Origin of the sequence: Pseudomonas sp. URMO17WK12:I7, from assembly GCF_003269045.1 — a bacterium.
Taxonomy (GTDB): Bacteria; Pseudomonadota; Gammaproteobacteria; order Pseudomonadales; family Pseudomonadaceae; genus Aquipseudomonas; species Aquipseudomonas putida_J.
In genome coordinates, this window is sequence record NZ_QLTL01000009.1 from 230,546 (window position 1) to 253,183 (window position 22,638).

The window sequence follows — 22,638 nt, forward strand, 5'->3', positions numbered from 1 at the left end:
CTCAGATGTTCACCACGTCGAGGAAGCGAGGGGTAGCGTTCTCGTCGATCTTCAGGCTGGTGAAGTCGAACAGGTTGCGGTCGGCCAGCTGCGACGGCGCCACGTTCTGCATGGCGCGGAAGATGCTCTCGGTACGGCCCGGGTGCTTGCGCTCCCACTCCACCAGCATGTCCTTGACCACCTGGCGCTGCAGGTTTTCCTGCGAGCCGCAGAGGTTGCACGGGATGATCGGGAATTCCTTCATGTCCGAGTAGGCCTGGATGTCCTTCTCGCTGCAGTAGGCCAGCGGGCGGATCACCACGTTGCGGCCGTCGTCGGCGCGCAGCTTCGGCGGCATGCCCTTGAGCGCGCCATTGAAGAACATGTTGAGGAAGAAGGTTTCGACGATGTCGTCGCGGTGATGCCCCAGGGCCATCTTGGTCGCACCGATTTCATCGGCGAAGGTGTACAGGGTGCCACGGCGCAGGCGCGAGCACAGCGAGCAGGTGGTCTTGCCCTCGGGGACCAGCTCCTTGACTACCGAGTAGGTGTCCTTCTCGACGATGTGGTACTCGACGCCCAGTTCCTTGAGATAGGCCGGCAGCACATGCTCAGGGAAGCCCGGCTGCTTCTGGTCCATGTTCACCGCGACGATCTCGAACTTGATCGGTGCCACCTTCTGCAGGTGCAACAGAACGTCGAGCATGGTGTAGCTGTCCTTGCCGCCGGACAGGCAGACCATGACCTTGTCGCCATCCTCGATCATGTTGTAGTCGGTGATGGCTTCGCCGGCGAGACGACGCAGGCGTTTTTGCAGTTTGTTCTGATTGACCGAGAGGGTGCCCATAGCGCTTGGATCCGCGAGGTGTGACAAAAGCCGGCTATTTTACGCACAAACCACGCTCACCTGTAGGGATTCCGATAAAGACTTCAAGGGAATCAACAACGGCCCTGACAGCGCAATTTGCTCTAAAAAGCGGGGTTTGTGCGGGAATTGGCTTCCTATACTGCGACATAAGGCCACATTACCGTTCTGCTTCGGTGTCCTGGCCTCGGGCCGCTTGCGCTCCATGTGGGGGGCGATTGGCAACATAGAGAGGAGTGACCGGCATGATTCATCACGTTGTGGGGCTGTTTACCCATCCCGACCAGGAATGGCGGGAGATTCGTGGCGAAGAAGAAAGCATCAGCCACATGTACCTGACGCACACGCTCATTCTGGCGGCGATTCCCGCCATTTCGGCCTTTATCGGCACAACCCAGGTGGGCTGGGTGATCGGCGGCCGGCCGGCCGTGATGCTGACCATGGAAAGCGCGATCTGGATGAGCATCATGTCCTATCTGGCGATGCTCGCCGGCGTCGCGGTCATGGGGGCTTTCATTCACTGGATGGCCCGCACCTACGACGCCAACCCGTCCATGGCGCAATGCATCGCCTTTGCCACCTACACCGCTACCCCATTGTTCCTCGGCGGCCTGGCGGCGCTCTATCCGCACCTGTGGCTGGGCATGCTGGTGGGGACCGCTGCCATTTGCTACACCGTGTACCTGCTGTATGTCGGCTTGCCGACCTTCATGAACATACCGTCAGATGAAGGCTTCCTGTTCTCCAGCTCGGTGCTGGCGGTAGGCCTCGTCGTACTGGTGGCGATCATGGCTGCTACCGTGATCATCTGGGGTTTGGGCGTGGGGCCCGTGTACACCAACTAGATCAGATCCAGCCAACATAGGGCATCAAGCAAAGGCCGCCGCAAGGCGGCCTTTGTCTGCCTGCTGACCGGTGGCTCGGCAGTTACGACGTGCTTGCGGCATAATGCCCGGTCAGGAGAACCACCCCGTCATGCCCGAGCTGCTCAAACAACGCGTCGAAACCTGTTACCAGCAAGCCGAAGCCTTCTTCAAACGCCCCTTCCCCCGCCCAGAAGTCAGCTTCAAGCTGCGCGGCCAGAAGGCCGGCGTCGCCCACCTGCACGAGAACCTGCTGCGCTTCAACCTGCAACTGTATCGCGAGAACCAGGACGACTTCCTGCGCCAGACCGTGGCCCATGAGGTGGCGCACCTGGTGGCCCATCAGTTGTTTGGCGAGCGGATACAGGCCCATGGCGAAGAATGGCAGTTGATCATGCGCGGGGTGTACGAACTGCCCCCGAACCGTTGCCACAACTATGAAGTGCAGCGGCGCGTGGTAACCCGCTACATCTACCGCTGCCCCTGCCCGGAGAGCGATTTCCCGTTTACCGCGCAGCGGCACAAGCTGGTGCACCAAGGGCGGCGCTACCTGTGCCGGCGCTGCAGGGAAATCCTGGTGTATAGCGGCGAAACGCGCGTCGAATAAATAGCCAGGCACAAGAAAGGCGACCCGAGGGTCGCCTTCTTTTTTACCCCGTCAGGCTCAACGAACCGGGGTTTCTGCAACACCCAGGTCATCGGTAGGCAGGTTCATTTCCAGCGGCGCGCCACCGGAGGCCAGCTCGGAGGCCAGCTTGTCGTCGTCCATCTCCTTCACCCACTTGGCCACGACCACGGTGGCCACGGCGTTGCCGACCAGGTTGGTCAGTGCACGGGCTTCGGACATGAAGCGGTCGATACCGAGGATCAGCGCCAGGCCGGCAACCGGCAGGTGGCCGACGGCCGACAGGGTGGCAGCGAGGACGATGAAGCCCGAACCGGTCACGCCGGCGGCACCCTTGGAAGCCACCAGCAGCACCAGCAGCAGGGTGATCTGGTGGGTGATGTCCATGTGGGTGTCGGTGGCTTGGGCGATGAACACCGCAGCCATGGTCAGGTAGATCGAGGTACCGTCGAGGTTGAACGAGTAACCCGTCGGGATAACCAGGCCGACGACCGACTTCTTGGCACCCAGGCGCTCCATCTTGGCCAGCATGCGTGGCAGGGCCGACTCCGAGGAGGAAGTACCCAGCACGATCATCAGCTCTTCACGGATGTAGCGGATCAGCTTGAGGACACTGAAGCCGTGGGCACGGCAGATACCGCCCAGCACCACCAGCACGAACAGCAGGCAGGTGATGTAGAAGCACGCCATCAGGTAGCCCAGCTGCACCAGCGAACCCACACCATACTGGCCGATGGTGAAGGCCATGGCGCCGAAGGCACCGAGCGGCGCCAGCTTCATGATCATGTTGATGATGTTGAACATCACATGGGCGAAACGATCGATCAGGTCCAGTACCGGCTTGCCGTAGCTGCCCAGGCGGTGCAGGGCGAAGCCGAAGATCACCGAGAACATCAGCACTTGCAGGATATCGCCGTTGGCGAAGGCACCCACCACCGTGTTGGGGATGATGTTGAGCAGGAAGCCGACAGTGGTCTGCTGCGCGCCGGCGGCGGCGTAGGCAGCGACGCTGCTGGCGTTCAGGGTGCTGACGTCGATGTGCATGCCAGCGCCCGGCTGGACCACGTTGACGACCACGAGGCCGATGATCAGGGCAATGGTGGAGACGATTTCAAAGTACAGCAGCGCGTAGCCGCCGGTCTTGCCGACCGACTTCATGCTCTGCATGCCGGCGATGCCGCTGACCACGGTACAGAAGATGATGGGCGCGATGACCATCTTGATCAGTTTGACGAAACCATCACCCAAGGGCTTAAGGGCGACGCCGGTTTCGGGGTAGAAGTGGCCGAGCAGGATGCCGATGGTGATGGCGACCAACACCTGGACATACAGGGATTTGTACAGCGGCTGACGTGTCGTCATGGCTCAATTTTCCTCAAGTGTGCCGGCTTCACCCTTCCCAGGGTGGTTGGGCACCTGAATCGCTAACCCTCCTGCACCTGGAGGGATTTGTCGTTGTGTTCGAGCTGCCTGGGCAGGCCTCTGCCAACTGAGATAGCAAGGGCGATGCCAAAATGCCCATCTTGAGTGCAGAGGCAATGTTTACGGGGTGTAAATGCCCAACGACGGGGCGAATTTTCTGAGGAGGGGTGGCGGATTTCCGCCCGGTGGCGGGAAATGTACAGCGGATATGGCGGGAATCCGCCCTGTTTGGTCTTGGCGGCACGGGCCCATTCGAGGGCCGGAGCAGGTTACAGGTCAGTCAAGGTGGAAGGTGATGCGGAACGCCGCGCCACCCAACGGAGAATCCCCCAGGGTCAGCTCGGCGTCGTAGCTGTCGACGATGTCTTTGACCACCGCCAGCCCGATCCCCTGCCCCGGGTGCTGCCGGTCCAGCCGCTCGCCGCGTTCCAGGATTCGCTCGCGCTGGTCAGCCGGCACTCCCGGCCCGTCATCTTCGACCCACAGCGTCAGCCCCCCAGGTTCTTCCTGCAACACAACCCGCACCCGCCCAAGGCTCAGGCGATAAGCGTTCTCCAGCAGATTACCCAACAATTCCAGCAAGGCGCCCCGCTCCATCGGCACGCGCGACGGTTCAGGCACCTGCAGATCGACATCGACCTGCTTGTCGCGGTAGACCTTGGCCAAAGTACTGCACAGGCTCTGCAGTACCGGCAGCAACGGCACGCTATGGCGCACCAGGCCACTTTTGCGCATGCTGGCGCGCTGCAACTGGTAATCGATCTGCTGGCTCATGCGCTCGATCTGGCTTTGCAGTACCCGCGCTTGCTCACGCTCACCGTCACGTTGCTGCATGCTCTCGCCAACACCCTGCAATACCGCCAGCGGTGTCTTCAAGCTGTGCGCAAGGTCGCCCAGCGAATCCCGGTAGCGCGCGCGTTGCTCACGCTCACTGCGTAACAGCCGGTTCAGCGAGCGGGTCAGGCGCAGCAGTTCGCGCGGGTGCTCGCCACTGAGGCCATCACGTGCACCAGACTCCACCTCATCCAGCTCAACGCTCAATCGTCGCAACGAGCGCAACCCCCAGGTCAGGCCGGCCCAGAGCAGCGCCAGCAGGGCCAGCAAGGCAGCGCCAAAACCCAGGTAGAGCTTTTCGCGCAGACCACTGAGCGTGGCCTTGTACTCACTCACCGGCTGCAGTGCGACGATGCTGTAGGCCGCGCTCTGGCCGCCGAGCAGTTTGATCTCGACGTCATAGACGAAGAACTCTTCGCCATCGTCCTGATGGATACGGGCGAACTCGTTGCCGCGCCCGTCGTAACGCGGGCGGTAATTGATGTGCCGGTCGGCGGTGGCGCGCGAGTGCCAGACCAGGTTGCCATCGCGGTCGAAGATGTAACCCAGCAGGCCGGTGTACGGCAGGTTGTAGCGCTCGTCCGGCAACAGTTCAGGCATCTGCAGCTGGCCATGTTCGATGCGCGCGGCGGATATCAGCGTGGTCACGTCCGAGGCCAGGCGCTGCTCGATCGATTCCTGCAGGGCCAGGCTGAAGGCCTTCTGCAAGGCTGGCAGCAGCGCCAGCATGAACAGCAGCGCCAGCACGGCAGCAGCGAGCATCAGGCGTACCCGCAGCGAGCGGATCATCGGCAGCGCTCAGTGAACAGATAGCCCAGGCCGCGCACCGTGTCGATCGGTTTGAAACCGCTATCGCCCTCGAGCTTGCGGCGCAGGCGGCCGACCAGCACTTCGATGACGTTGGGGTCACGCTCCTCGTCACCGGGGTAGAGCTGCTCCATCAGGCGATCCTTGGCCACCACCTGCTGGTGATGACGCATGAGGTATTCGAGGATGCGGTACTCGTATGCGGTTAGTGCCAGCGGGTGCTCGTCCAGGGTCGCCTGCTTGCGGTTGAGGTCAAGGACCAGGGGGCCAGCGGCGATGGTCGACTGGGTGAAACCACTGGAACGGCGCAGCAAGGCGTTCAGGCGCGCTTCGAGTTCTTCGAACTGGAACGGCTTGACCAGGTAGTCGTCAGCACCGGTGGCCAGGCCTTCGACCTTGTCCTGCCAGTTGCCGCGGGCGGTGAGAATCAGGATGGGGAACGACTTGCCCTGGCTGCGCAGGCGGCCGATCAGTTCAAGGCCGCTGATCCCAGGCAGGCCAAGGTCGACGATGGCCAGGTCGAAATGGAAGTGTTCGGACTGGTACAGGGCTTCTTCGGCATCGGCCACGGCTTCCACCACATGGCCGCTTTCGCCCAGGCGTGTGTAGAGGTGGTGCCGCAGCAGGGCTTCGTCCTCGACCACCAGCAGTTTCATTCAAGGCTCCTCTTGATGTGTTGCCTGTACAGGCCTTTTCGCGGGTAAACCCGCTCCCACAGGGACTGCACACGTTTCGAAGACTGTGCGATCCCTGTGGAAGCGGGTTTACCCGCGAAGAGGCCGTTACAGGATAACTCGGCTCGCCGGTCAGAACTTGTAAGTTGCTGCCAGATAGGTTTGTGCACTGCTGGTCAGGCGCAAGGTGCCTTCTTTCGGCCCACCGCTGGCGCCTACCTCGGTCGCGGCATTGGTGCGCAGGTAGCGGTAACCCAGCTCCATCGAAGCATTGTCGGTGATTGCCTGTATCACACCGGCCTGCAGGCCCACGGCATAACCGTAGTCGGTATCACGGCTGGCCCATGGCGAATCCTGGGTCAACTTGGTCATGCCCAGGCTGCCACCGCCGAACAGCTTGGTGGTATCGCCCACCGGCAAGAACAGATCATAGCTGCCCAGCACGTTCTCCTGGCGCAGCTTGAGGCCGCTGTGGTCGCCCGAGACATTGTCGTAGGTGATGTAGTAGCGGCCCTGGTCGTTGATCCGGCCCAGGCGCACACCCCAGGTGTCATCCTTGCCGATGATGCCGTCGGCATTGAGATGGTCGGTGTTGCTCTGCAGCAAGCCAGACTTGCGTACCTTGTCGCTGGTCTGGCCGTAGGTCAGGCTGGCGAAATTTTCATCCGCTGCCTGGGCAGAGGTGATGCCAGCGGCGCAGACGGCCATGGCGGCGAGCAGGGAGTTGAAGGTTTTCATGGCGCGGTACTCCAGATGAAGGCACTGTTGCGGTCTGGAAGCTAGAGTAAGCAGGGTGCCCTGAACCGCGGCTGAACCCTGACTGAACCGCGGCTGAACGATTTGTCGGCAAAACAAGGAGTAGTGAACATGCGCGCCCTGCTGGCCCTGACCCTGATGTGCAGCGCCGCCCTAGCCCAAGCGGCAGTACAAACCCGCGAGATCCGTTACCAAGATGCCGACGGCACCGCGCTGATCGGCTATTACGCCTACGATGATGCCGTGAAGGGCGAGCGCCCTGGCGTGCTGGTTGTGCACGAGTGGTGGGGGCTGAACGACTATGCCAAACGCCGTGCCCGCGACCTCGCCGCGCTGGGCTACAGCGCGCTGGCCATCGACATGTATGGTGAAGGCAAGCACACCGAGCATCCGCAGGACGCCCAGGCATTCATGGCCGAGGCAAGCAAGGATCCGGAGGCATCGGCCAAGCGCTTCGACGCCGGGCTGGACCTGTTGAAGAAACAGCCCTACACCGACAAGCACAAGCTCGGCGCAGTGGGTTACTGCTTCGGCGGCAAGGTGGTGCTCGATGCCGCACGGCGCGGCGCCAGGCTCGATGGTGTGGTGAGTTTCCATGGCGCACTGGCCACCCAGACACCGGTCACCCAGCCAGGCGTTGTGAGGGCCTATTTGCTGGTCGAGCACGGCGCGGCAGACAGCATGGTCACCCCGCAGCAAGTGGACGCTTTCAAGAAAGAGATGGACGCGGCCAAGGTCGAATACCAGTTCGTCAGTATTCCTGGGGCCAAGCATGGGTTTACCAACCCGGATGCCGACCGGCTCAGTCATGGCGAGCACGGCGGGCCGGATATTGGCTACAACGAGGCCGCGGACAAGAGCTCTTGGGCGGACATGCAGGCATTCTTCAAACAAGTGTTCAAGTGACGAAGCAGCCCCGTCTCCCACACACGCCTCGCGGCTGGCACAATAGCCGCCATGAACAGTCTCCCCGCCTGCTGCGCCCCGCTCCAGCACCACTGGCCCCTGCCCCGCCCGCTACTCGGTGCGGTGCTGGCCAGTTGTGCCTTCGACCCCGCCCGCCTGGCCGCCGATGACTTCCAGCGCGCAGGCATCGTGCCAAGCGCCAGCCTGCAACGCTCGGTGGCCAAACGCCAGGCGGAATACCTGGCCGGGCGAGTCTGCGCCCGTGCTGCGCTGCAGCGCCTGGATGGTCGCGACTACGTCCCCGGCACCCATGAGGATCGCTCGCCGATCTGGCCTGCCGGCATCCATGGTTCGATTACCCATGGCAAAGGCTGGGCCGCCGCCGTGGTGGCCGCCGATGGCGAATACCGCGGCCTGGGACTGGACCAGGAAGCGCTACTGGATGACGAACGCGCTGAACGCTTGATGGGTGAAATCCTGACGCCAGCCGAGCTCGGCCGGCTGGACCGCAACCAGCTGGGCCTTACGGTCACCCTGACCTTCTCGCTGAAGGAAAGCCTGTTCAAGACCCTCTACCCTGTGACCCGCAAGCGCTTCTATTTCGAGCATGCCGAGTTGCTGGAATGGTCCTGCGATGGCCTGGCACGGCTGCGTCTACTCACCGACCTGTCACCCGAGTGGCGACACGGCGCCGAAGTCGAAGGCCAGTTCTGCCTGCAAGACGGCCACCTGCTCAGCCTGGTAAGCATCTGAGCACTACTGCGGCGCCTGCTCGCGCGGCCAGTTGAGGCTGAAGCAGGCCCCACCCAGCGCCTCGCTGCGCCCCACGGTGGCGCGGCCAGCGTGCCAGTAGATGATCCTTCGCACGATCGACAGGCCCAGGCCATGCCCGCCGGAAGCGCGGGTGCGGCTGTCGTCGAGCCGGGTGAAGGGGGTGAAAATGCGATCCCAGACACCTTCAGGGATACCCGGGCCATCGTCCTCCACATCGATACGGCAACGCTGCTGGCCCAGCTGGTAGCTCAGGCGCACCTCACTCCCGGCATGGCGCAAGGCATTGCTTACCAGGTTCTGCAGCGCACGGTGCAGGTAACGCGGTTCGGCCTCGACCCAGCAACCGTCATTGCCCTGGCATGCCCCACGCACCAGGCGGACGTTGCTGTTGAGTGGCGCCAGCTCTTCGATCACCCGGTCGAACAAGGCATCCAGCTCGACACGCTGGAACTTCAGCGCCGGGGCGCCCTGCTCCAGCCGAGCGTAGGTCAGCATCTCGTCGACCAGCTTGTCCAGGTCCTGGATATCGCCATCCATGCCAGCCAGGTGCTTGGCGCGGGCCTGCTCGGTGGGCGCGCTTTCGATCATCTCCAGGCCAAAGCGCAGGCGTGCCACGGGGGTGCGCAGTTCGTGGGACACCGCGCGCACCAGTTCGCGCTGCATGTTCAGCGAGCGCTGCAGGTGCTCGGCCATGCCATTGAACGCAGCGGCCAGGCGCCCCACCGAATCGGCATCACCGGCTGGCACGCGCGTGTCCAGGCTACCCTGGGCGATGCGTGTGGCAGCGATTGCCATACCCGACACGCGCCGCTCCAGCTGGCGCACCAACCAATAGACCACCAGGCCGATCAGGCACAGGCCGAGAAAGGCGATCAGGATCAGCAATTGCGGCGGATAGGGGTTGAGCTGATACAGCGGGCCGATCTCCAGCACCAATGGCGAGCCTGGCAGGCCCGCGAACACGCGGATCGAATCACCGTCGCGGCCCAGCGCCATCACCGTGTCGCCCTCCTCCACCCGGCGCCGCTGGTCATCGTCCAGGCCGACCCGCTCGATACGCTGCAGGGCGACGCCGAAGCCGAAGCCCTTGCTCTGGGTTATTTCTGCCAGGCGCTGCTGCTGCTCGGTCACCGGGTAGCGCACCAGCTCATCGGCCAGCAGATAAAGCGTGGCACGCGCCAGCTGCTCGCTGACCTGCTTGACCTGGGCCACCAGCAACAGGTCTTCCTGGCCAACCTTGCGCAGCACCTGGGCGGCGTGCGGCCCGGTCTTCTCCACCACCACCAGGCCGCGGTACAGGCGGGCGCGCTGGCCACCCTCCAGCGAGCGGGCCGACATCGGTTGCAACACGAGCGGCACACCCAGCAGGCGCTCCCACATCAGCAGCGAGCGCTTGCGCTCTGTGTCGTTCTGCTGCGCCAGGTTGTCGGCCATCAGGCTGAACGTGCCCTGGGCCAGGCGCTCACGGTGCTGGGCTGCGCGCACCTCGTTGACCAGATGCAGGCTGAGCACCCCGAGCAGTGCCACCAGCACCAGCACAGCCAGCATGCCGCCGTAGATACGCAGGAAGATCGAGTGCTTCATGAGGCATCGCCGACGAACAGGTAGCCCTTGCTGCGCAGCGTCTTGATCAGCCGCGGGTGGATAGGGTCGTCGCCGATCTTGGGGCGAATCCTGGAAATGCGCACGTCGATGGAGCGGTCCTGGCCGTCGTAGCCGACCCCGCGCAATGCGGTGAATATCTGCTCGCGCGACAGCACCCGCCCGGCGTTGCTGGCCAGCAGCCAGAGCAGGTCGAACTCAGCACCGGTGAGGTCGATCTGCTGCGCGTCGAGCCAGGCTTCGCGCAGGCGGTTGTCGATGCGCAGCGAGCCGAAGGCCAGGTCGTGGCGCTTGTTGTCCGGGCTTTCGCTGCGCCGCAGCAGCGCCTGAATTCGCGCCAGCAGCAAACGCGGGCGCACCGGCTTGCACACATAGTCGTCGGCGCCCAGGTCCAGGCCCTGAACCTGATCGAGTTCGTCGCTACGGGCAGTCAGCATCAGAATCGGGCCGGGGTACTGGCCGCGCACGCGCCGGCAGATGCTCAGGCCATCTTCACCGGGCAGCATCAGGTCGAGAATCACCAGGTCCGGCTGACTGTCGACGATACGGCGGGCAGCGCGGGCGCCATCGCCCTCCACGGCGACTTCATAGCCGTTGGCCTGCAGGTATTCGGCGGTGAGCTCGGCCAGGCGCTGGTCGTCTTCGACGATGAGGATGCGGTTGCTGGATTGGTCCATGGCCCCTGCCTTTGAATTGTTGTTTTTCTGTCGGTACCGGCCTTTAACCAAAAGGCAACATCGGCTTCGGATACTACGTGCCGCCCCCGGCACTGCCAACCTGCCCGACGGCAGCCTCGACTGAACCGTTTTTTGTGGTAGGGTTCGCGCCCGAAAAATTCTGCCTGGGGGCAGCGACCAAGAGAAAAATAGTGCACACCACTTGGCACTAGGCCTACAGCGATTACCCACTATTCACTCACAAAGTACGCACAAGTTATCCACAGACGGTCGCCTTGCAAAGCCCCCTGTACCGCATTATCTTGTATCCCCAGCACAGCAAACCACTAGATGTTGGGTTTCAGTCACCAACGCCAAGCATGAGTCAGCAGAGAAATTCAAGCGATTTTTCTGGCAGAACTCGTTGTGGTTTCATCGATCCAACCGCTCCTAGCGGATACTGAACAGCCTGCTTTGGCTCACCCCAGAGCATTTGACTTCGGCCAGGGAGCGGCAAGGTTCTTGCCCCCATTTCCTGATCTGTCCCGAAGTCGGTACGCCCGAGCGGGCGGATGCGCGTGCATGCCGCATCCCCGCAAGGGCCATCGAGCAAGTGGACGGAACGGTGGGCGCCCAAAAGGCGCCTGAACACTATAGAAACTGTGGAGACACCCACCCATGCAAACCGACACAACTCGCGAGAACCCGCAGGCCAAGGCGCCGCAGGCCGCCGATTCCAACCAGGATCTGGCTGCCACCGCCCCGGGCCAACTGCGCGTGATCAAGCGCAACGGCACTGTCGTCCCCTACACCGACGACAAGATCACCGTGGCCATCACCAAGGCGTTCCTCGCAGTTGAAGGCGGCACCGCCGCTGCCTCGTCGCGCATCCACGACACCGTCGCGCGCCTGACCGAGCAGGTCACCGCCACGTTCAAACGTCGCATGCCATCGGGTGGCACCATCCACATCGAAGAAATCCAGGACCAGGTCGAACTGGCCCTGATGCGTGCCGGCGAGCAGAAAGTTGCTCGTGACTACGTGATCTACCGCGACCAGCGCGCCAAGGAGCGCGCAACCCGCAGCAACGCAGACAGCGTGGTCGAGCCGCACCCGAGCATCCGCATCACCCTGGCCGACGGCAGCCTGGCGCCGCTGGACATGGCGCGCCTGAACACCATCATCAGCGAAGCCTGCGAAGGCCTGGCCGAAGTCGATGGCGACCTGATCCAGCGCGAAACCCTGAAGAACCTGTACGACGGCGTGGCCATCAAGGACGTCAACACCGCCCTGGTGATGACCGCCCGTACCCTGGTCGAGCGCGAGCCGAACTACTCGTTCGTCACCGCCCGCCTGCTGATGGACACCCTGCGCGCCGAAGGCCTGGGCTTCCTCGAAGTGGCCGACAGCGCCACCCACCACGAGATGGCCGACCTGTACGCCAAGGCCCTGCCGGCCTACATCGCCAAAGGTGTCGAGTTCGAACTGCTCAACCCTGCACTGGCCGACTTCGACCTGGAAAAACTGGGCAAGGCGATCAACCACGAGCGTGACCAGCAGTTCACCTACCTGGGCCTGCAAACCCTGTACGACCGCTACTTCATCCACAAGGATGGCGTGCGCTTCGAGCTGCCGCAGGTGTTCTTCATGCGTGTGGCCATGGGCCTGGCGCTGGAAGAAAAAGACAAAGAAGCCCGTGCGATCGAGTTCTACAACCTGCTCTCGTCGTTCGACTACATGGCTTCGACCCCAACCCTGTTCAACGCCGGTACCCTGCGCCCGCAGCTGTCGAGCTGCTACCTGACCACCGTGCCGGACGACCTGTCGGGCATCTACCACGCGATCCACGACAACGCCATGCTGTCGAAATTCGCCGGTGGCCTGGGCAACGACTGGACCCCTGTGCGCGCACTGGGCTCCTACATCAAGGGCACCAACGGCAAATCCCAGGGCGTTGTGCCGTTCCTGAAAGTAGTCAACGATACCGCCGTTGCCGTCAACCAGGGTGGCAAGCGCAAAGGCGCCGTGTGTGCCTACCTGGAAACCTGGCACCTGGACATCGAAGAATTCATCGAGCTGCGCAAGAACACCGGTGATGACCGTCGTCGTACCCACGACATGAACACCGCCAACTGGATCCCTGACCTGTTCATGAAGCGCGTCTTCGATGACGGCAAGTGGACCCTGTTCTCGCCATCGGAAGTGCCTGATCTGCACGACCTGACCGGCAAGGCCTTCGAAGAGCGTTACGAGTACTACGAAGCCCTGACCGAGTACAACAAGATCAAGGTGTTCAAGACCATCCAGGCCAAAGACCTGTGGCGCAAGATGCTGTCGATGCTGTTCGAGACCGGCCACCCATGGCTGACCTTCAAGGACCCGTGCAACCTGCGTTCGCCGCAGCAGCACGTGGGCGTGGTCCACAGCTCGAACCTGTGCACCGAGATCACCTTGAACACCAACAAGGACGAGATCGCGGTCTGCAACCTGGGCTCGATCAACCTGCCGAACCACATTGTCGACGGCAAGCTGGACACCGCCAAGCTGCAACGCACCGTGAACACCGCCGTGCGCATGCTCGACAACGTGATCGACATCAACTACTACTCGGTGCCGCAAGCGCGTAACTCGAACTTCAAGCACCGCCCGGTCGGCCTCGGCATCATGGGCTTCCAGGACGCGCTGTACCTGCAGCACATCCCGTACGGCTCCGACGCTGCCGTCGAGTTCGCCGACAAGTCGATGGAAGCGGTCAGCTACTACGCGATCCAGGCTTCCTGCGACCTGGCCGACGAGCGTGGCGCCTACGAGACCTTCCAGGGTTCGCTGTGGTCCAAGGGCATCTTGCCGCTGGATTCGCAACAGATCCTGATCGAAGCCCGTGGCCAGAAGTACATCGACGTCAACCTGGAAGAGTCGCTGGACTGGGCGCCGGTCCGTGCCCGCGTGCAGAAAGGCATCCGTAACTCGAACATCATGGCCATCGCGCCAACCGCGACCATCGCCAACATCACTGGCGTGTCGCAGTCGATCGAGCCGACCTACCAGAACCTGTACGTGAAATCGAACCTGTCGGGCGAGTTCACCGTGATCAACCCGTACCTGGTCCGCGACCTGAAGGCCCGCGGCCTGTGGGACTCGGTAATGATCAACGACCTGAAGTACTACGACGGTTCGGTGCAGCAGATCGAGCGTATCCCGCAAGAGCTGAAAGACCTGTACGCCACCGCGTTCGAAGTCGAGACCAAGTGGATCGTCGATGCAGCCTCCCGTCGCCAGAAGTGGATCGACCAGGCTCAGTCGCTGAACCTGTACATCGCCGGCGCTTCGGGCAAGAAGCTGGACGTGACCTACCGCATGGCCTGGTACCGTGGCCTGAAAACCACCTACTACCTCCGTGCCCTGGCCGCGACCAGCACCGAGAAGTCGACCATCAACACCGGCAAGCTCAACGCCGTTTCCAGCGGCGGCGACAGCGCCCCGGTCCAGGCAGCCGGCCCTGCGCCAGTGCCGAAGGCCTGCGCGATCGACGAGCCTGACTGCGAAGCCTGCCAGTAAGGCCTGATGCCGCATGGGGTGCCCTCGGGTGCCCCTTGCGGCATTTTTGTATCTGCGCCCCTGAGAAGCCCTGCCCTTTGCCCACCGCTCACGCGCATAGGTAAAAAGAAAGGACCTCTCAAAAAGGATGCAAACCCATGGCGCGGAAAAAAGTGGCAACTCGCAAGATCGGTCGCAATGCAGAAACCGGCCGCTTCACTTCGGTGGAAGAGGCCCGCAAGCACCCCAAGACCCATGTGGTCGAAACACTGCGCAAGCAGTGCAGCTAGCCCGCTGAAAATGCGGTCGTTGCAGGAGCGGCCTTGTGGCGCGAAAGGGCTGCGCAGCGGTCCCAGTATCTCGGCTCCAGCGCGAGATTGCCGGGGCCGCTTTGCGGCCCTTTCGCGACACAAGGCCGCTCCTACAAGGGTTTGGTAAACCCAGCATCTTGTGCTTTGAAAATAAAAACCCACCACATGTAGTGCTTCGCATTATTTGCCGCTAAACTCCCTCCCCATAAAAGACGACACGAGATTCCTTGAACGGACGCGCACAGAACCGGTCGAAAAATTACCCTCGCCCGCTAGACACGCGCCCCGATCGAAAGCGAATTCCGGTATACTTCGCCCCCTCTGAAAAGGGCACCCATTCATGTCCCTGGCCCCTCCCCCGAGGCCTGGCCAGGCACGAGTCAGATGTAACGAGAGTCAGCCTCTCGAGCTGTCCATTCGCCGTAACGGCCTTGCGTCAGGCATCACATTCTTAAAATCCAACCGGTTACCCCAAGGGGGCAACCCTCAAGCAGGAGCCAATCACCATGCTGAGCTGGGACGAATTCGACAAGGAAGACGGCGAAGTAGCCGCCAAAGGCAACACCCCTGCGCAGGCCACTGCCGCCGCCACCCTCGACAAGCTCGACAGCGCCGGTGGTGCCGCCGCCCTGGAAGCCCGTGCTGCCACCGCCGCCGACTCCGACGCGGTGAAACGCGCCAAAGCTGCCCTCGACGCCCTCGACATCGCCGAAGGCCTGGCTGAGCTGGAAGGCTCCTCGGCCCGCGTCGCCGTTGACGAAAAGCGCATGATCAACTGCCGCGCCGACCTCAACCAGCTGGTACCGTTCAAGTACGACTGGGCCTGGCAGAAGTACCTCGACGGCTGCGCCAACCACTGGATGCCGCAAGAGGTCAACATGACCGCCGACATCGCCCTGTGGAAGAGCATGGACGGCCTGACCGAGGACGAGCGCCGCATCGTCATGCGCAACCTCGGCTTTTTCTCCACCGCCGACTCGCTGGTGGCCAACAACCTGGCCCTGGCCGTGTACCGCCTGATCACCAACCCAGAATGCCGCCAGTACATCCTGCGCCAGGCCTTCGAAGAGGCGATCCACACCCACGCCTACCAGTACTGCATCGAGTCGCTGGGCATGGATGAAGGCGAGATCTTCAACATGTACCACGAGATCCCGTCGGTCGCGAAGAAAGCCGCCTGGGGCCTGAAGTACACCCGCGCCATCTCCGACCCGGAATTCAACACCGGCACCGTCGAGACTGACAAAGAGCTGCTGCGCAACCTGATCGCCTACTACTGCGTACTGGAAGGCATCTTCTTCTACTGCGGCTTCACCCAGATCCTGTCCATGGGCCGCCGCAACAAGATGACCGGCGTTGCCGAGCAGTTCCAGTACATCCTGCGTGACGAGTCGATGCACCTGAACTTCGGCATCGACGTGATCAACCAGATCAAGATCGAGAACCCGCACCTGTGGGACGCGGCGATGAAGGAAGAAGCGACCCAGATGATCCTGCAAGGGACCCAGCTGGAGATCGAATACGCCCGTGACACCATGCCACGCGGCGTATTGGGCATGAACGCAGCGATGATGGAGGACTACCTCAAGTTCATCGCCAACCGTCGCCTGACCCAGATTGGCCTGAAGGAAGAGTACCCGGGGACTACCAACCCGTTCCCATGGATGAGCGAGATCATGGACTTGAAGAAAGAGAAGAACTTCTTCGAGACTCGCGTGATCGAGTATCAGACTGGTGGGGCATTGAGCTGGGACTGATCGTCCGGGCTGAGCATCGAGAAGGCTGCCGAATGGCAGCCTTTTTATTGCCTGCGCTAACAGAACAGGAAGTGTCCTACAAACTGCGGCATTGCCTGTCGCACGCCATCACGATAACGTTTTCCGGCGCTTAAGAACGCTCACGTAGCGGCATCCCGTACCCGTCAGAAACGGCACTCCCACATCAGGATGGCCAATCATGAACAGCGTCTATACCTCCCCCCTCTTCACCCGCCACAACCGCCCCCTCCACACCCTCTGGCTCGAATCCCAAGCCTGGTTCTGCACCCACGAACTCGGCCGGCTGAGCGCTCGCTTCTTCGACGAACACTGCATCCACAAGCTCGACCCGGACCAGTACCGCAAGGTGCAGCTGCTGCGCTACGGGCAGTACCAGGAGACCACGATGCTCTGCGAGTCCGGGGCCTAGACGTTGCTGGCGCATCACCCTGTTCCAGAGAACCGACATCTGCGCTGGTGGCTGACCCATGAGGTGGTGGCGGTGCTGCGTGATGGCCAGGCTGATGGGGAAGTGGATACTCCGCCGCTGGGGCGGATTTGCTGGCGATGCCTGACAGAGTCGGGCTCGGGGCGCTACGCGCCCCATCGCTGGCAAGGCCAGCTTCCACAAGAAGACAGTTGCTCCCACATGATGTGCGTATAGCCCAGAGCCTGGTTATGCCTGCACCGGCCTCATCGCTGGCACAGGCCAATTGCAGCTGCCGAGCAGCTTGCCGGTGGACGCAGGTGGGGTGGGTTGCAGGGTGAAGCCTCCTCGCTTGGGAAAACGAAACGTCATGTCTCTGCTGGCCACGAGACATGATTCGTTTCAATTTGTTCAGCGAAGAGAGCGGTTGGGGCTAGTTTTTCAGCCCAAGCTCTGCCGACAGCCGTGCGGTCACGCCTTTGAGGACCGGTACCAGCTCGCGCATCTTCTCTTCGGGCATGTACGGCACAGTACTCGCCACACTGATCCCCGCCACGATCCGACGGCTCGCATCGCGCACCGGGGCCGCCACACAGCGGATCGATGGCTCATTGTCTTCCAGATCGAAGGCATATCCCCCCGCGACATAATCGACCATGCGATGCTCGAACTGCGCCCAGGTCTGCTCGGTGTGGTGCGGCCAAAACGCGCTCTTGCCCCCCACCGGCAGGCTGGTCTCATACAGGCGCTGCCATTCGGCCGGAGTGTCGTCGAGCATCAGTGCCTTGCCGATACCGGTGCGTGCCAGCGGCATGCGGTGGCCGACCCGCGAGCGCATTTCCGGGCCGTTGCGCCCCGGGGTCTTGTGCAGGTACAGCACTTCGTCGCCTTCGCGGATCGCCAGGTGGATGGTGTCGCCGGTCAGGGCCGACAGCTCATCAAGGTAAGGACCGGCCAGGGTCACCAGCGGCAACTCCTCGCGGGCCTGGAAGCCGAGTTCGATCAGCTTGGGGCCTAGCAGATAGCCGACCTGGGGCACCACGCGCAGGTAGCGCTCGTCCACCAGGCAACTGACCAGGCGGTGGGTGGTGCTGCGGGTGGTGCCGATGTGCCGGGCGATGTCCTTGAGGTCGCGCGCGCCAGCGGCCACGGCCTGCACCACGGCCAGCCCGCGCAGCAGGGTCTGGGTGCCGGTGGGGGCGGTTTTTGCGGGGTCTTCCTGCATGTACGGCCTTTATCGTTGAGCGAGAGGGCGGGCGACATTATGTTCGCCCACAGGGCACGCCTACAACTCGATGCGCTCGACCTTGCCCACCAGCAGGATGTACGACAGCGCACCGACCAGAGCCAGTGCCGCGACGTAGGTAATGGCCGGGGCGAAAGAATCGCCGCTGGCCAGGAAGCCGATCACGATCGGGGTAATGATTGCCGAGAGGTTGCCGATGAAGTTGAACACTCCGCCCGTCAGCCCGAGCAGGCGCGCCGGGGCCAGGGTCGATACCAGCGACCAGGTGATCGAAGCCAGGCCGTTGCCGAAGAACGCCAGGGCCAGGAAGGCGATTACCAGTGGCGTCGAGTCGACGAAATTGGCGCCGATGATCGCGGTGGAAATCAACAGGCCGCTGATGATCGGCAGCTTGCGTGCAAAGCCCACGCTGGCGCCACGGCGGATCAACCAGTCGGAGAAGAAGCCCGAGCACAGCACGCCGACGAAGGCCGCGAGGAATGGCAGCGATGCCAGCATCCCGGACTTGATGAAGTCCATGCCGCGGTACTTCACCAGGTAGGTCGGGAACCAGGTGAGGAAGAACCACAGCGTCGAGTTGAGGCAGAACTGGCCGAGGTAGATGCCCCACAGCTTGCGTTTGGTCAACACGATGCCGAGGTCGGTCCAGCTGAACCTTGCCTTGACCTTGGCCTGCTCATCCTGGATGTCCACCAGCCCGCCGCCCTCGCGGATCAGTGCGATCTCGGCGTCGTTGGCACCCTTGAAATCGCGCGGTTCGCGATACACCGCGTACCAGATCACTCCCCAGAGAATGCCCACCGCACCGGTCACGACGAACACCATGTGCCAGCCGAATTCATGCTGCAGCCAGGCCAGCAACGGGGTCAGGAACGCCAGGCCGACGAACTGCCCGGAGGTGTAGAAGCCGATGGCAGTAGCCCGCTCGCGCTCGGGGAACCAGGTGGTGACCACGCGGCTGTTGATCGGGTAGGCCGGCGCCTCCAGGGCGCCGACTGCCATGCGCAGCACGAACAGCGCGATGAAGCTGGCGGCAAAGCCGAGCATCACCGTGGCCAGCGACCACAGCACCAGCGCCACGGTATAGAGGATGCGCGGCGGCACCCGGTCGACCAGCCAGCCACCGGGGATCTGCATGGCGGCGTAGGTCCAGCCGAATGCCGAGAACACCAGGCCGACGTGGATCGGGTCGATGCCCAGCTCGCTGGTCAGGGCAGGCGCGGCAATCGACAGGTTGCTGCGGTCCAGGTAGTTGATCACCACCGTGATGAAAAGCAGCACCATGATGAAAAAGCGCTTGCGGCTGGGCGCCACCAGGGTGGCCTGCCCAGTGAGGGTGTGCGGGAGCATGAGAAGTGCCTCTTGTTATGGTTATTGAGGTCGTTTCAGCGCGCTTGTCAGAGCGCCATCACCACTCGGCGAAACTGCCGTCGGCATGGCGCCACACCGGATTGCGCCAGCGATGGCCTACAGCGGCGCGCTCGATGACATATGCCTCGTTGATCTCGATACCCAAGCCCGGGCCGTCGGGGATCTTCACCATGCCCTGCTCATAGTCGAATACGCCGGGGTCGCGCACGTAGTCGAGCAGGTCGTTGCTCTCGTTGTAATGGATGCCCAGGCTCTGCTCCTGGATAAAGGCGTTGTAGCAGGCGGCATCCAGCTGCAGGCAGGCCGCCAAGGCAATCGGGCCCAGCGGGCAGTGCAGCGCCAGCGCGACGTCGTAGGCCTCGGCCATGTTGGCGATCTTGCGGGTTTCGGTGATGCCGCCAGCGTGGGAGGCGTCGGGCTGGATGATGTCGACATAGCCTTCGCTAAGCACGCGCTTGAAGTCCCAACGTGAAAACAGCCGCTCGCCCAGGGCGATCGGGGTACTGGTCAGCGGCGCCAACTCTTTCAGCGCTTCGTAGTTTTCGCTGAGCACCGGCTCCTCGATGAACATCAGCTTGTACGGGTCGAGCTCCTTCATCAGCACCTTGGCCATGGGCTTGTGCACCCGGCCATGGAAGTCGACACCGATGCCAACGTTCGGGCCCACCGCATCGCGCACGGCAGCGACATTGGCCAGGGCCTGATCGACCTTGTCGAAGGTGTCGAGAAATTGCAGCTCCTCGGTGCCGTTCATTTTCACGGCCGTGAATCCCCGGGCAACGGCCTCTTTCGCCGCACGGGCGGTGTCGGCCGGGCGGTCGCCGCCGATCCACGAATACACCCGGATCTTGTCACGCACCTGGCCACCCAGCAGGTCGCTGACCGACACGCCCAGCGCCTTGCCCTTGATGTCCCACAGGGCCTGGTCGATGCCAGCCAGGGCGCTCATGTGGATGGCGCCACCGCGGTAGAAGCCTCCGCGATAGAGCACGGTCCAGATGTCTTCGATGTTGCGTGGGTCCTTGCCGATCAGGTAGTCGGAAAGCTCTTCGACGGCAGCCGCAACGGTGTGCGCACGCCCTTCGACCACCGGCTCGCCCCAACCGGTCACGCCCTGGTCGGTCTCGACCTTGAGGAAGCACCAGCGTGGCGGAACGATGAAGGTGGTCAGCTTGGTAATTTTCATCTGCTTGTCTCTCTTGTTGGATGCAGCGCAGGAATGGATCAGCGCAGGGCTTGCCAGGCGGTCACGTAAGCCTGGGCAGCGGCCGCGACCTGCCTGGGTGTCATGCCCGGCTTGTACAGGCCGGAGCCGAGGCCAAAGCCTCGGGCGCCAGCGTCGAAGAACTGCTGCAGGTTGCCGGGCGTGATGCCGCCAACCGGCGCCAGCACGGTGCCGGCGGGCAGCACGGCCAACCAGGCCTTGACCACCGCCGGGCCCATCTGCTCGGCCGGGAACAGCTTGAGCACGTCGGCACCTTCGGCCAGGGCGGCGAACGCTTCGGTCGGCGTGGCGACACCTGGCGCCAGATATAGGCCCGCCGCCTTGGCCGCACGCAGCACCTGTGGGTCACTGTGCGGCATGACGATCAATTGCCCGCCCGCCGCTTGCACCTGGGCCACCTGCGCGGGTGTCAGCACGGTGCCGGCGCCGATCAGGCAATCGGCGGGCAAGCTGCCGCGCAGGATGCGGATGCTTTCGAAGGGCTCGGGCGAATTGAGCGGCACTTCGATGACACGAAAGCCGGCGCCGTAGAGGACTTCACCGATGGCGGCGGCTTCGTGCGGTTGCAGGCCGCGCAGGATCGCGATCAGGCCGTTCTGTGCCAGTGCGTGTTCAAGCATGTCGGGCTCCCTTCAAGATGGATGAGTAAGGCCGGCGGCGAGCGCCAGCTGCCACAAGCCGCGTTCGGTGGCCTGCTCGGCCACGCTCACGTGGCTGAAGCCACATGCCTGCAGGGCACGGCTGTAGCGCATGCAAAGCGGCCCGTTGCCGATCAGCAGGATCGCCGGCAGGTGCACGCTGTTGCGTCGTTGGCGTTGCACCTTGGCCAGGGCGCAGAGTTCGTGGCCGATCAGCAGGCCGGAGAGGTAATCGGGCTGGGCGCTGGCGCTCAATTCACCGGTCAGGCCCAGGCTGCGGGCGCTGAATACGGTGGACAGCGGGCCGATCTCGCCTTCGGCGGACAGCGCGACCTGCACGCCGTGGTCGAATGCCGAGGCATCGAACGCTGCGCCGCGTTGCTGGGTACGGCCGAGGATGCTGTGCTCGCTTAGCACGGCGAACACTTCACCGGTCATGAAGGTATCGAAATGCACGATGCAACCGTCGGCCACCTGCACCCATTTCGAATGGCTGCCGGGCAGCCCGATCAGCAGGTCATCCGTGGTGACGCTGGGCAGTGCGCCGAGCACCTGGGTTTCTTCGCCGCGCATGACATTGGGCAGCCGGGAACGCTGAATCACACCGGGCACGATGTGCACATCGACACCGCGGCGGCTGCTCACGGTCTGCAAGGAGGCACCCAGGCTGGCGACATTGGCGGGGGTGTCGCGGTAGGCCGCTTCGTGCCAGCCCTGGGCGCTGCCGACCATGCCGCAGGCAATCACCGGCAGGCCAGGCTGGGCGTCGAGCCAGTCGCCGCAGGCATCGTCGAAGGCCAGTTCGAAACCGTCGCTGCAGCGTTCGCCGTTGATCAGGCGCGGGGCCTTGGGCAGTTGCATGATGCCACTGGGCAGCGCGCGCACGTCCTGTACCTGGCCGTTGGCGCCGAGTTTGTAAGCACGAAGGGAGGTGGTTCCCCAGTCGAGCGCGATCAATTGCGCCTGCATCGCTTCACCTGTTCTGTTCTTGGCAGTGAGTGAGGGCGACTATAAACCTGGGGAGCGTTAAATTCCAATATGTAAAATACAATCCCATATATAGGGATTTTGCTGATTTACTGGGTAGGCTTCGTTTGGGCTGGATGTGCCTGTCGCCGCAGGTGTGGCGCCTGTAAGACCGAGCGCCGCCCGCGCGGCGCATCGCGGATAAATCCGCTCCTACATCTATTGCAACGTGACCATGCCTGACAGGCCATGGTTGCCAGCCTGTTCGTAGGGCTCAAGTCATGTGCCAAGGCAGGCAACCATGGCGTAACAGGTTCGGCACGTTGCAACAGATGTAGGAGCGGATTTATCCGCGATGCGCCGCGCGGGCGGCGCTCGGTCTTACAGGCCATGAAAA

20 protein-coding genes are annotated in these 22,638 nt (G+C 62.9%); 8 read left to right on the forward strand and 12 right to left on the reverse strand.

The genetic code is table 11. The annotated features are described in order from the left end of the window. Nucleotide 1: 1 nt before the first annotated feature. Nucleotides 2-826, reverse strand: a complete 825-nt coding sequence (gene ttcA / locus H040_RS14655) for a tRNA 2-thiocytidine(32) synthetase TtcA (protein WP_027918067.1) — start codon at nucleotides 824-826, stop codon at nucleotides 2-4. 263 nt (nucleotides 827-1,089) lie between these two features. Between ttcA and H040_RS14660 the strand changes: the two genes are divergently transcribed. Together H040_RS14660 and H040_RS14665 are read left to right on the forward strand one after the other, a co-directional pair. After that, nucleotides 1,090-1,689 (forward strand): Yip1 family protein, encoded by a 600-nt coding sequence (locus H040_RS14660; RefSeq protein WP_027918066.1) that lies wholly within the window; start codon nucleotides 1,090-1,092, stop codon nucleotides 1,687-1,689. A 130-nt stretch (nucleotides 1,690-1,819) separates the two neighbouring features. Continuing rightward, entirely contained in the window at nucleotides 1,820-2,314 is a 495-nt protein-coding gene (locus H040_RS14665; protein ID WP_027918065.1) for a SprT family zinc-dependent metalloprotease, read from the forward strand. 57 nt (nucleotides 2,315-2,371) lie between these two features. On the opposite strand, the gene H040_RS14670 is transcribed toward H040_RS14665, so the two are convergent. From H040_RS14670 to H040_RS14685, 4 genes are all read right to left on the reverse strand, one after another. Continuing rightward, nucleotides 2,372-3,694 carry a dicarboxylate/amino acid:cation symporter gene (locus H040_RS14670; RefSeq protein ID WP_027918064.1) on the reverse strand — a complete coding sequence of 441 codons (1,323 nt, stop codon included), beginning with the start codon at nucleotides 3,692-3,694 and terminating at the stop codon, nucleotides 2,372-2,374. 336 nt (nucleotides 3,695-4,030) lie between these two features. Then, nucleotides 4,031-5,377, reverse strand: a complete 1,347-nt coding sequence (locus H040_RS14675) for an ATP-binding protein (protein WP_027918063.1) — start codon at nucleotides 5,375-5,377, stop codon at nucleotides 4,031-4,033. Next, nucleotides 5,374-6,051 carry a response regulator gene (locus H040_RS14680; RefSeq protein WP_027918062.1) on the reverse strand — a complete coding sequence of 226 codons (678 nt, stop codon included), beginning with the start codon at nucleotides 6,049-6,051 and terminating at the stop codon, nucleotides 5,374-5,376. The genes H040_RS14675 and H040_RS14680 overlap by 4 nt, the downstream gene beginning before the upstream one ends. A 150-nt stretch (nucleotides 6,052-6,201) precedes the next feature. Beyond that, the gene (locus H040_RS14685; RefSeq protein WP_027918061.1) at nucleotides 6,202-6,807 is read right to left on the reverse strand and encodes an outer membrane protein; all 606 of its coding nucleotides are present in this window, start codon (nucleotides 6,805-6,807) and stop codon (nucleotides 6,202-6,204) included. 129 nt (nucleotides 6,808-6,936) lie between these two features. Between H040_RS14685 and H040_RS14690 the strand changes: the two genes are divergently transcribed. Together H040_RS14690 and H040_RS14695 are read left to right on the forward strand one after the other, a co-directional pair. Then, complete coding sequence (locus H040_RS14690; protein ID WP_027918060.1) at nucleotides 6,937-7,731, forward strand: dienelactone hydrolase family protein; 795 nt, start codon at nucleotides 6,937-6,939, stop codon at nucleotides 7,729-7,731. Nucleotides 7,732-7,782: 51 nt separating this feature from the next. Next, nucleotides 7,783-8,484 (forward strand): 4'-phosphopantetheinyl transferase family protein, encoded by a 702-nt coding sequence (locus tag H040_RS14695; RefSeq protein ID WP_027918059.1) that lies wholly within the window; start codon nucleotides 7,783-7,785, stop codon nucleotides 8,482-8,484. Between the two features lie 3 nt (nucleotides 8,485-8,487). Here H040_RS14695 and H040_RS14700 read toward each other — a convergent pair whose 3' ends face one another. Together H040_RS14700 and H040_RS14705 are read right to left on the reverse strand one after the other, a co-directional pair. Next, entirely contained in the window at nucleotides 8,488-10,089 is a 1,602-nt protein-coding gene (locus H040_RS14700) for an ATP-binding protein (protein ID WP_027918058.1), read from the reverse strand. Then, on the reverse strand, nucleotides 10,086-10,784 hold the full coding sequence (locus H040_RS14705) for a response regulator transcription factor (protein WP_027918057.1): 699 nt from the start codon (nucleotides 10,782-10,784) through the stop codon (nucleotides 10,086-10,088). The genes H040_RS14700 and H040_RS14705 overlap by 4 nt, the downstream gene beginning before the upstream one ends. Nucleotides 10,785-11,441: 657 nt before the next feature. Here H040_RS14705 and H040_RS14710 point away from each other — a divergent pair. The 4 genes from H040_RS14710 (at nucleotide 11,442) to H040_RS27785 (ending at nucleotide 16,798) form a co-directional block, all read left to right on the forward strand. Continuing rightward, nucleotides 11,442-14,321 (forward strand): ribonucleoside-diphosphate reductase subunit alpha, encoded by a 2,880-nt coding sequence (locus H040_RS14710; RefSeq protein ID WP_027918056.1) that lies wholly within the window; start codon nucleotides 11,442-11,444, stop codon nucleotides 14,319-14,321. Between the two features lie 137 nt (nucleotides 14,322-14,458). Continuing rightward, nucleotides 14,459-14,590 carry a hypothetical protein gene (locus H040_RS27780; protein ID WP_256208043.1) on the forward strand — a complete coding sequence of 44 codons (132 nt, stop codon included), beginning with the start codon at nucleotides 14,459-14,461 and terminating at the stop codon, nucleotides 14,588-14,590. Nucleotides 14,591-15,117: 527 nt separating this feature from the next. Further along, complete coding sequence (locus tag H040_RS14715) at nucleotides 15,118-16,368, forward strand: ribonucleotide-diphosphate reductase subunit beta (RefSeq protein ID WP_027918055.1); 1,251 nt, start codon at nucleotides 15,118-15,120, stop codon at nucleotides 16,366-16,368. A gap of 199 nt (nucleotides 16,369-16,567) precedes the next feature. Then, entirely contained in the window at nucleotides 16,568-16,798 is a 231-nt protein-coding gene (locus H040_RS27785) for a hypothetical protein (protein ID WP_256208042.1), read from the forward strand. A gap of 430 nt (nucleotides 16,799-17,228) precedes the next feature. On the opposite strand, the gene H040_RS14725 is transcribed toward H040_RS27785, so the two are convergent. The 5 genes from H040_RS14725 to H040_RS14745 are packed head-to-tail and all read right to left on the reverse strand — an operon-like array spanning nucleotide 17,229 to nucleotide 22,244. Further along, nucleotides 17,229-18,020, reverse strand: a complete 792-nt coding sequence (locus tag H040_RS14725; RefSeq protein WP_027918054.1) for an IclR family transcriptional regulator — start codon at nucleotides 18,018-18,020, stop codon at nucleotides 17,229-17,231. A gap of 60 nt (nucleotides 18,021-18,080) precedes the next feature. Then, entirely contained in the window at nucleotides 18,081-19,391 is a 1,311-nt protein-coding gene (locus H040_RS14730; RefSeq protein ID WP_027918053.1) for an MFS transporter, read from the reverse strand. Between the two features lie 58 nt (nucleotides 19,392-19,449). After that, entirely contained in the window at nucleotides 19,450-20,598 is a 1,149-nt protein-coding gene (gene dgoD, locus H040_RS14735; RefSeq protein WP_027918052.1) for a galactonate dehydratase, read from the reverse strand. Between the two features lie 38 nt (nucleotides 20,599-20,636). Beyond that, nucleotides 20,637-21,257 (reverse strand): 2-dehydro-3-deoxy-6-phosphogalactonate aldolase, encoded by a 621-nt coding sequence (locus tag H040_RS14740; protein WP_027918051.1) that lies wholly within the window; start codon nucleotides 21,255-21,257, stop codon nucleotides 20,637-20,639. Nucleotides 21,258-21,269: 12 nt separating this feature from the next. Continuing rightward, nucleotides 21,270-22,244 carry a 2-dehydro-3-deoxygalactonokinase gene (locus tag H040_RS14745; RefSeq protein ID WP_027918050.1) on the reverse strand — a complete coding sequence of 325 codons (975 nt, stop codon included), beginning with the start codon at nucleotides 22,242-22,244 and terminating at the stop codon, nucleotides 21,270-21,272. Nucleotides 22,245-22,638 lie beyond the last annotated feature (394 nt).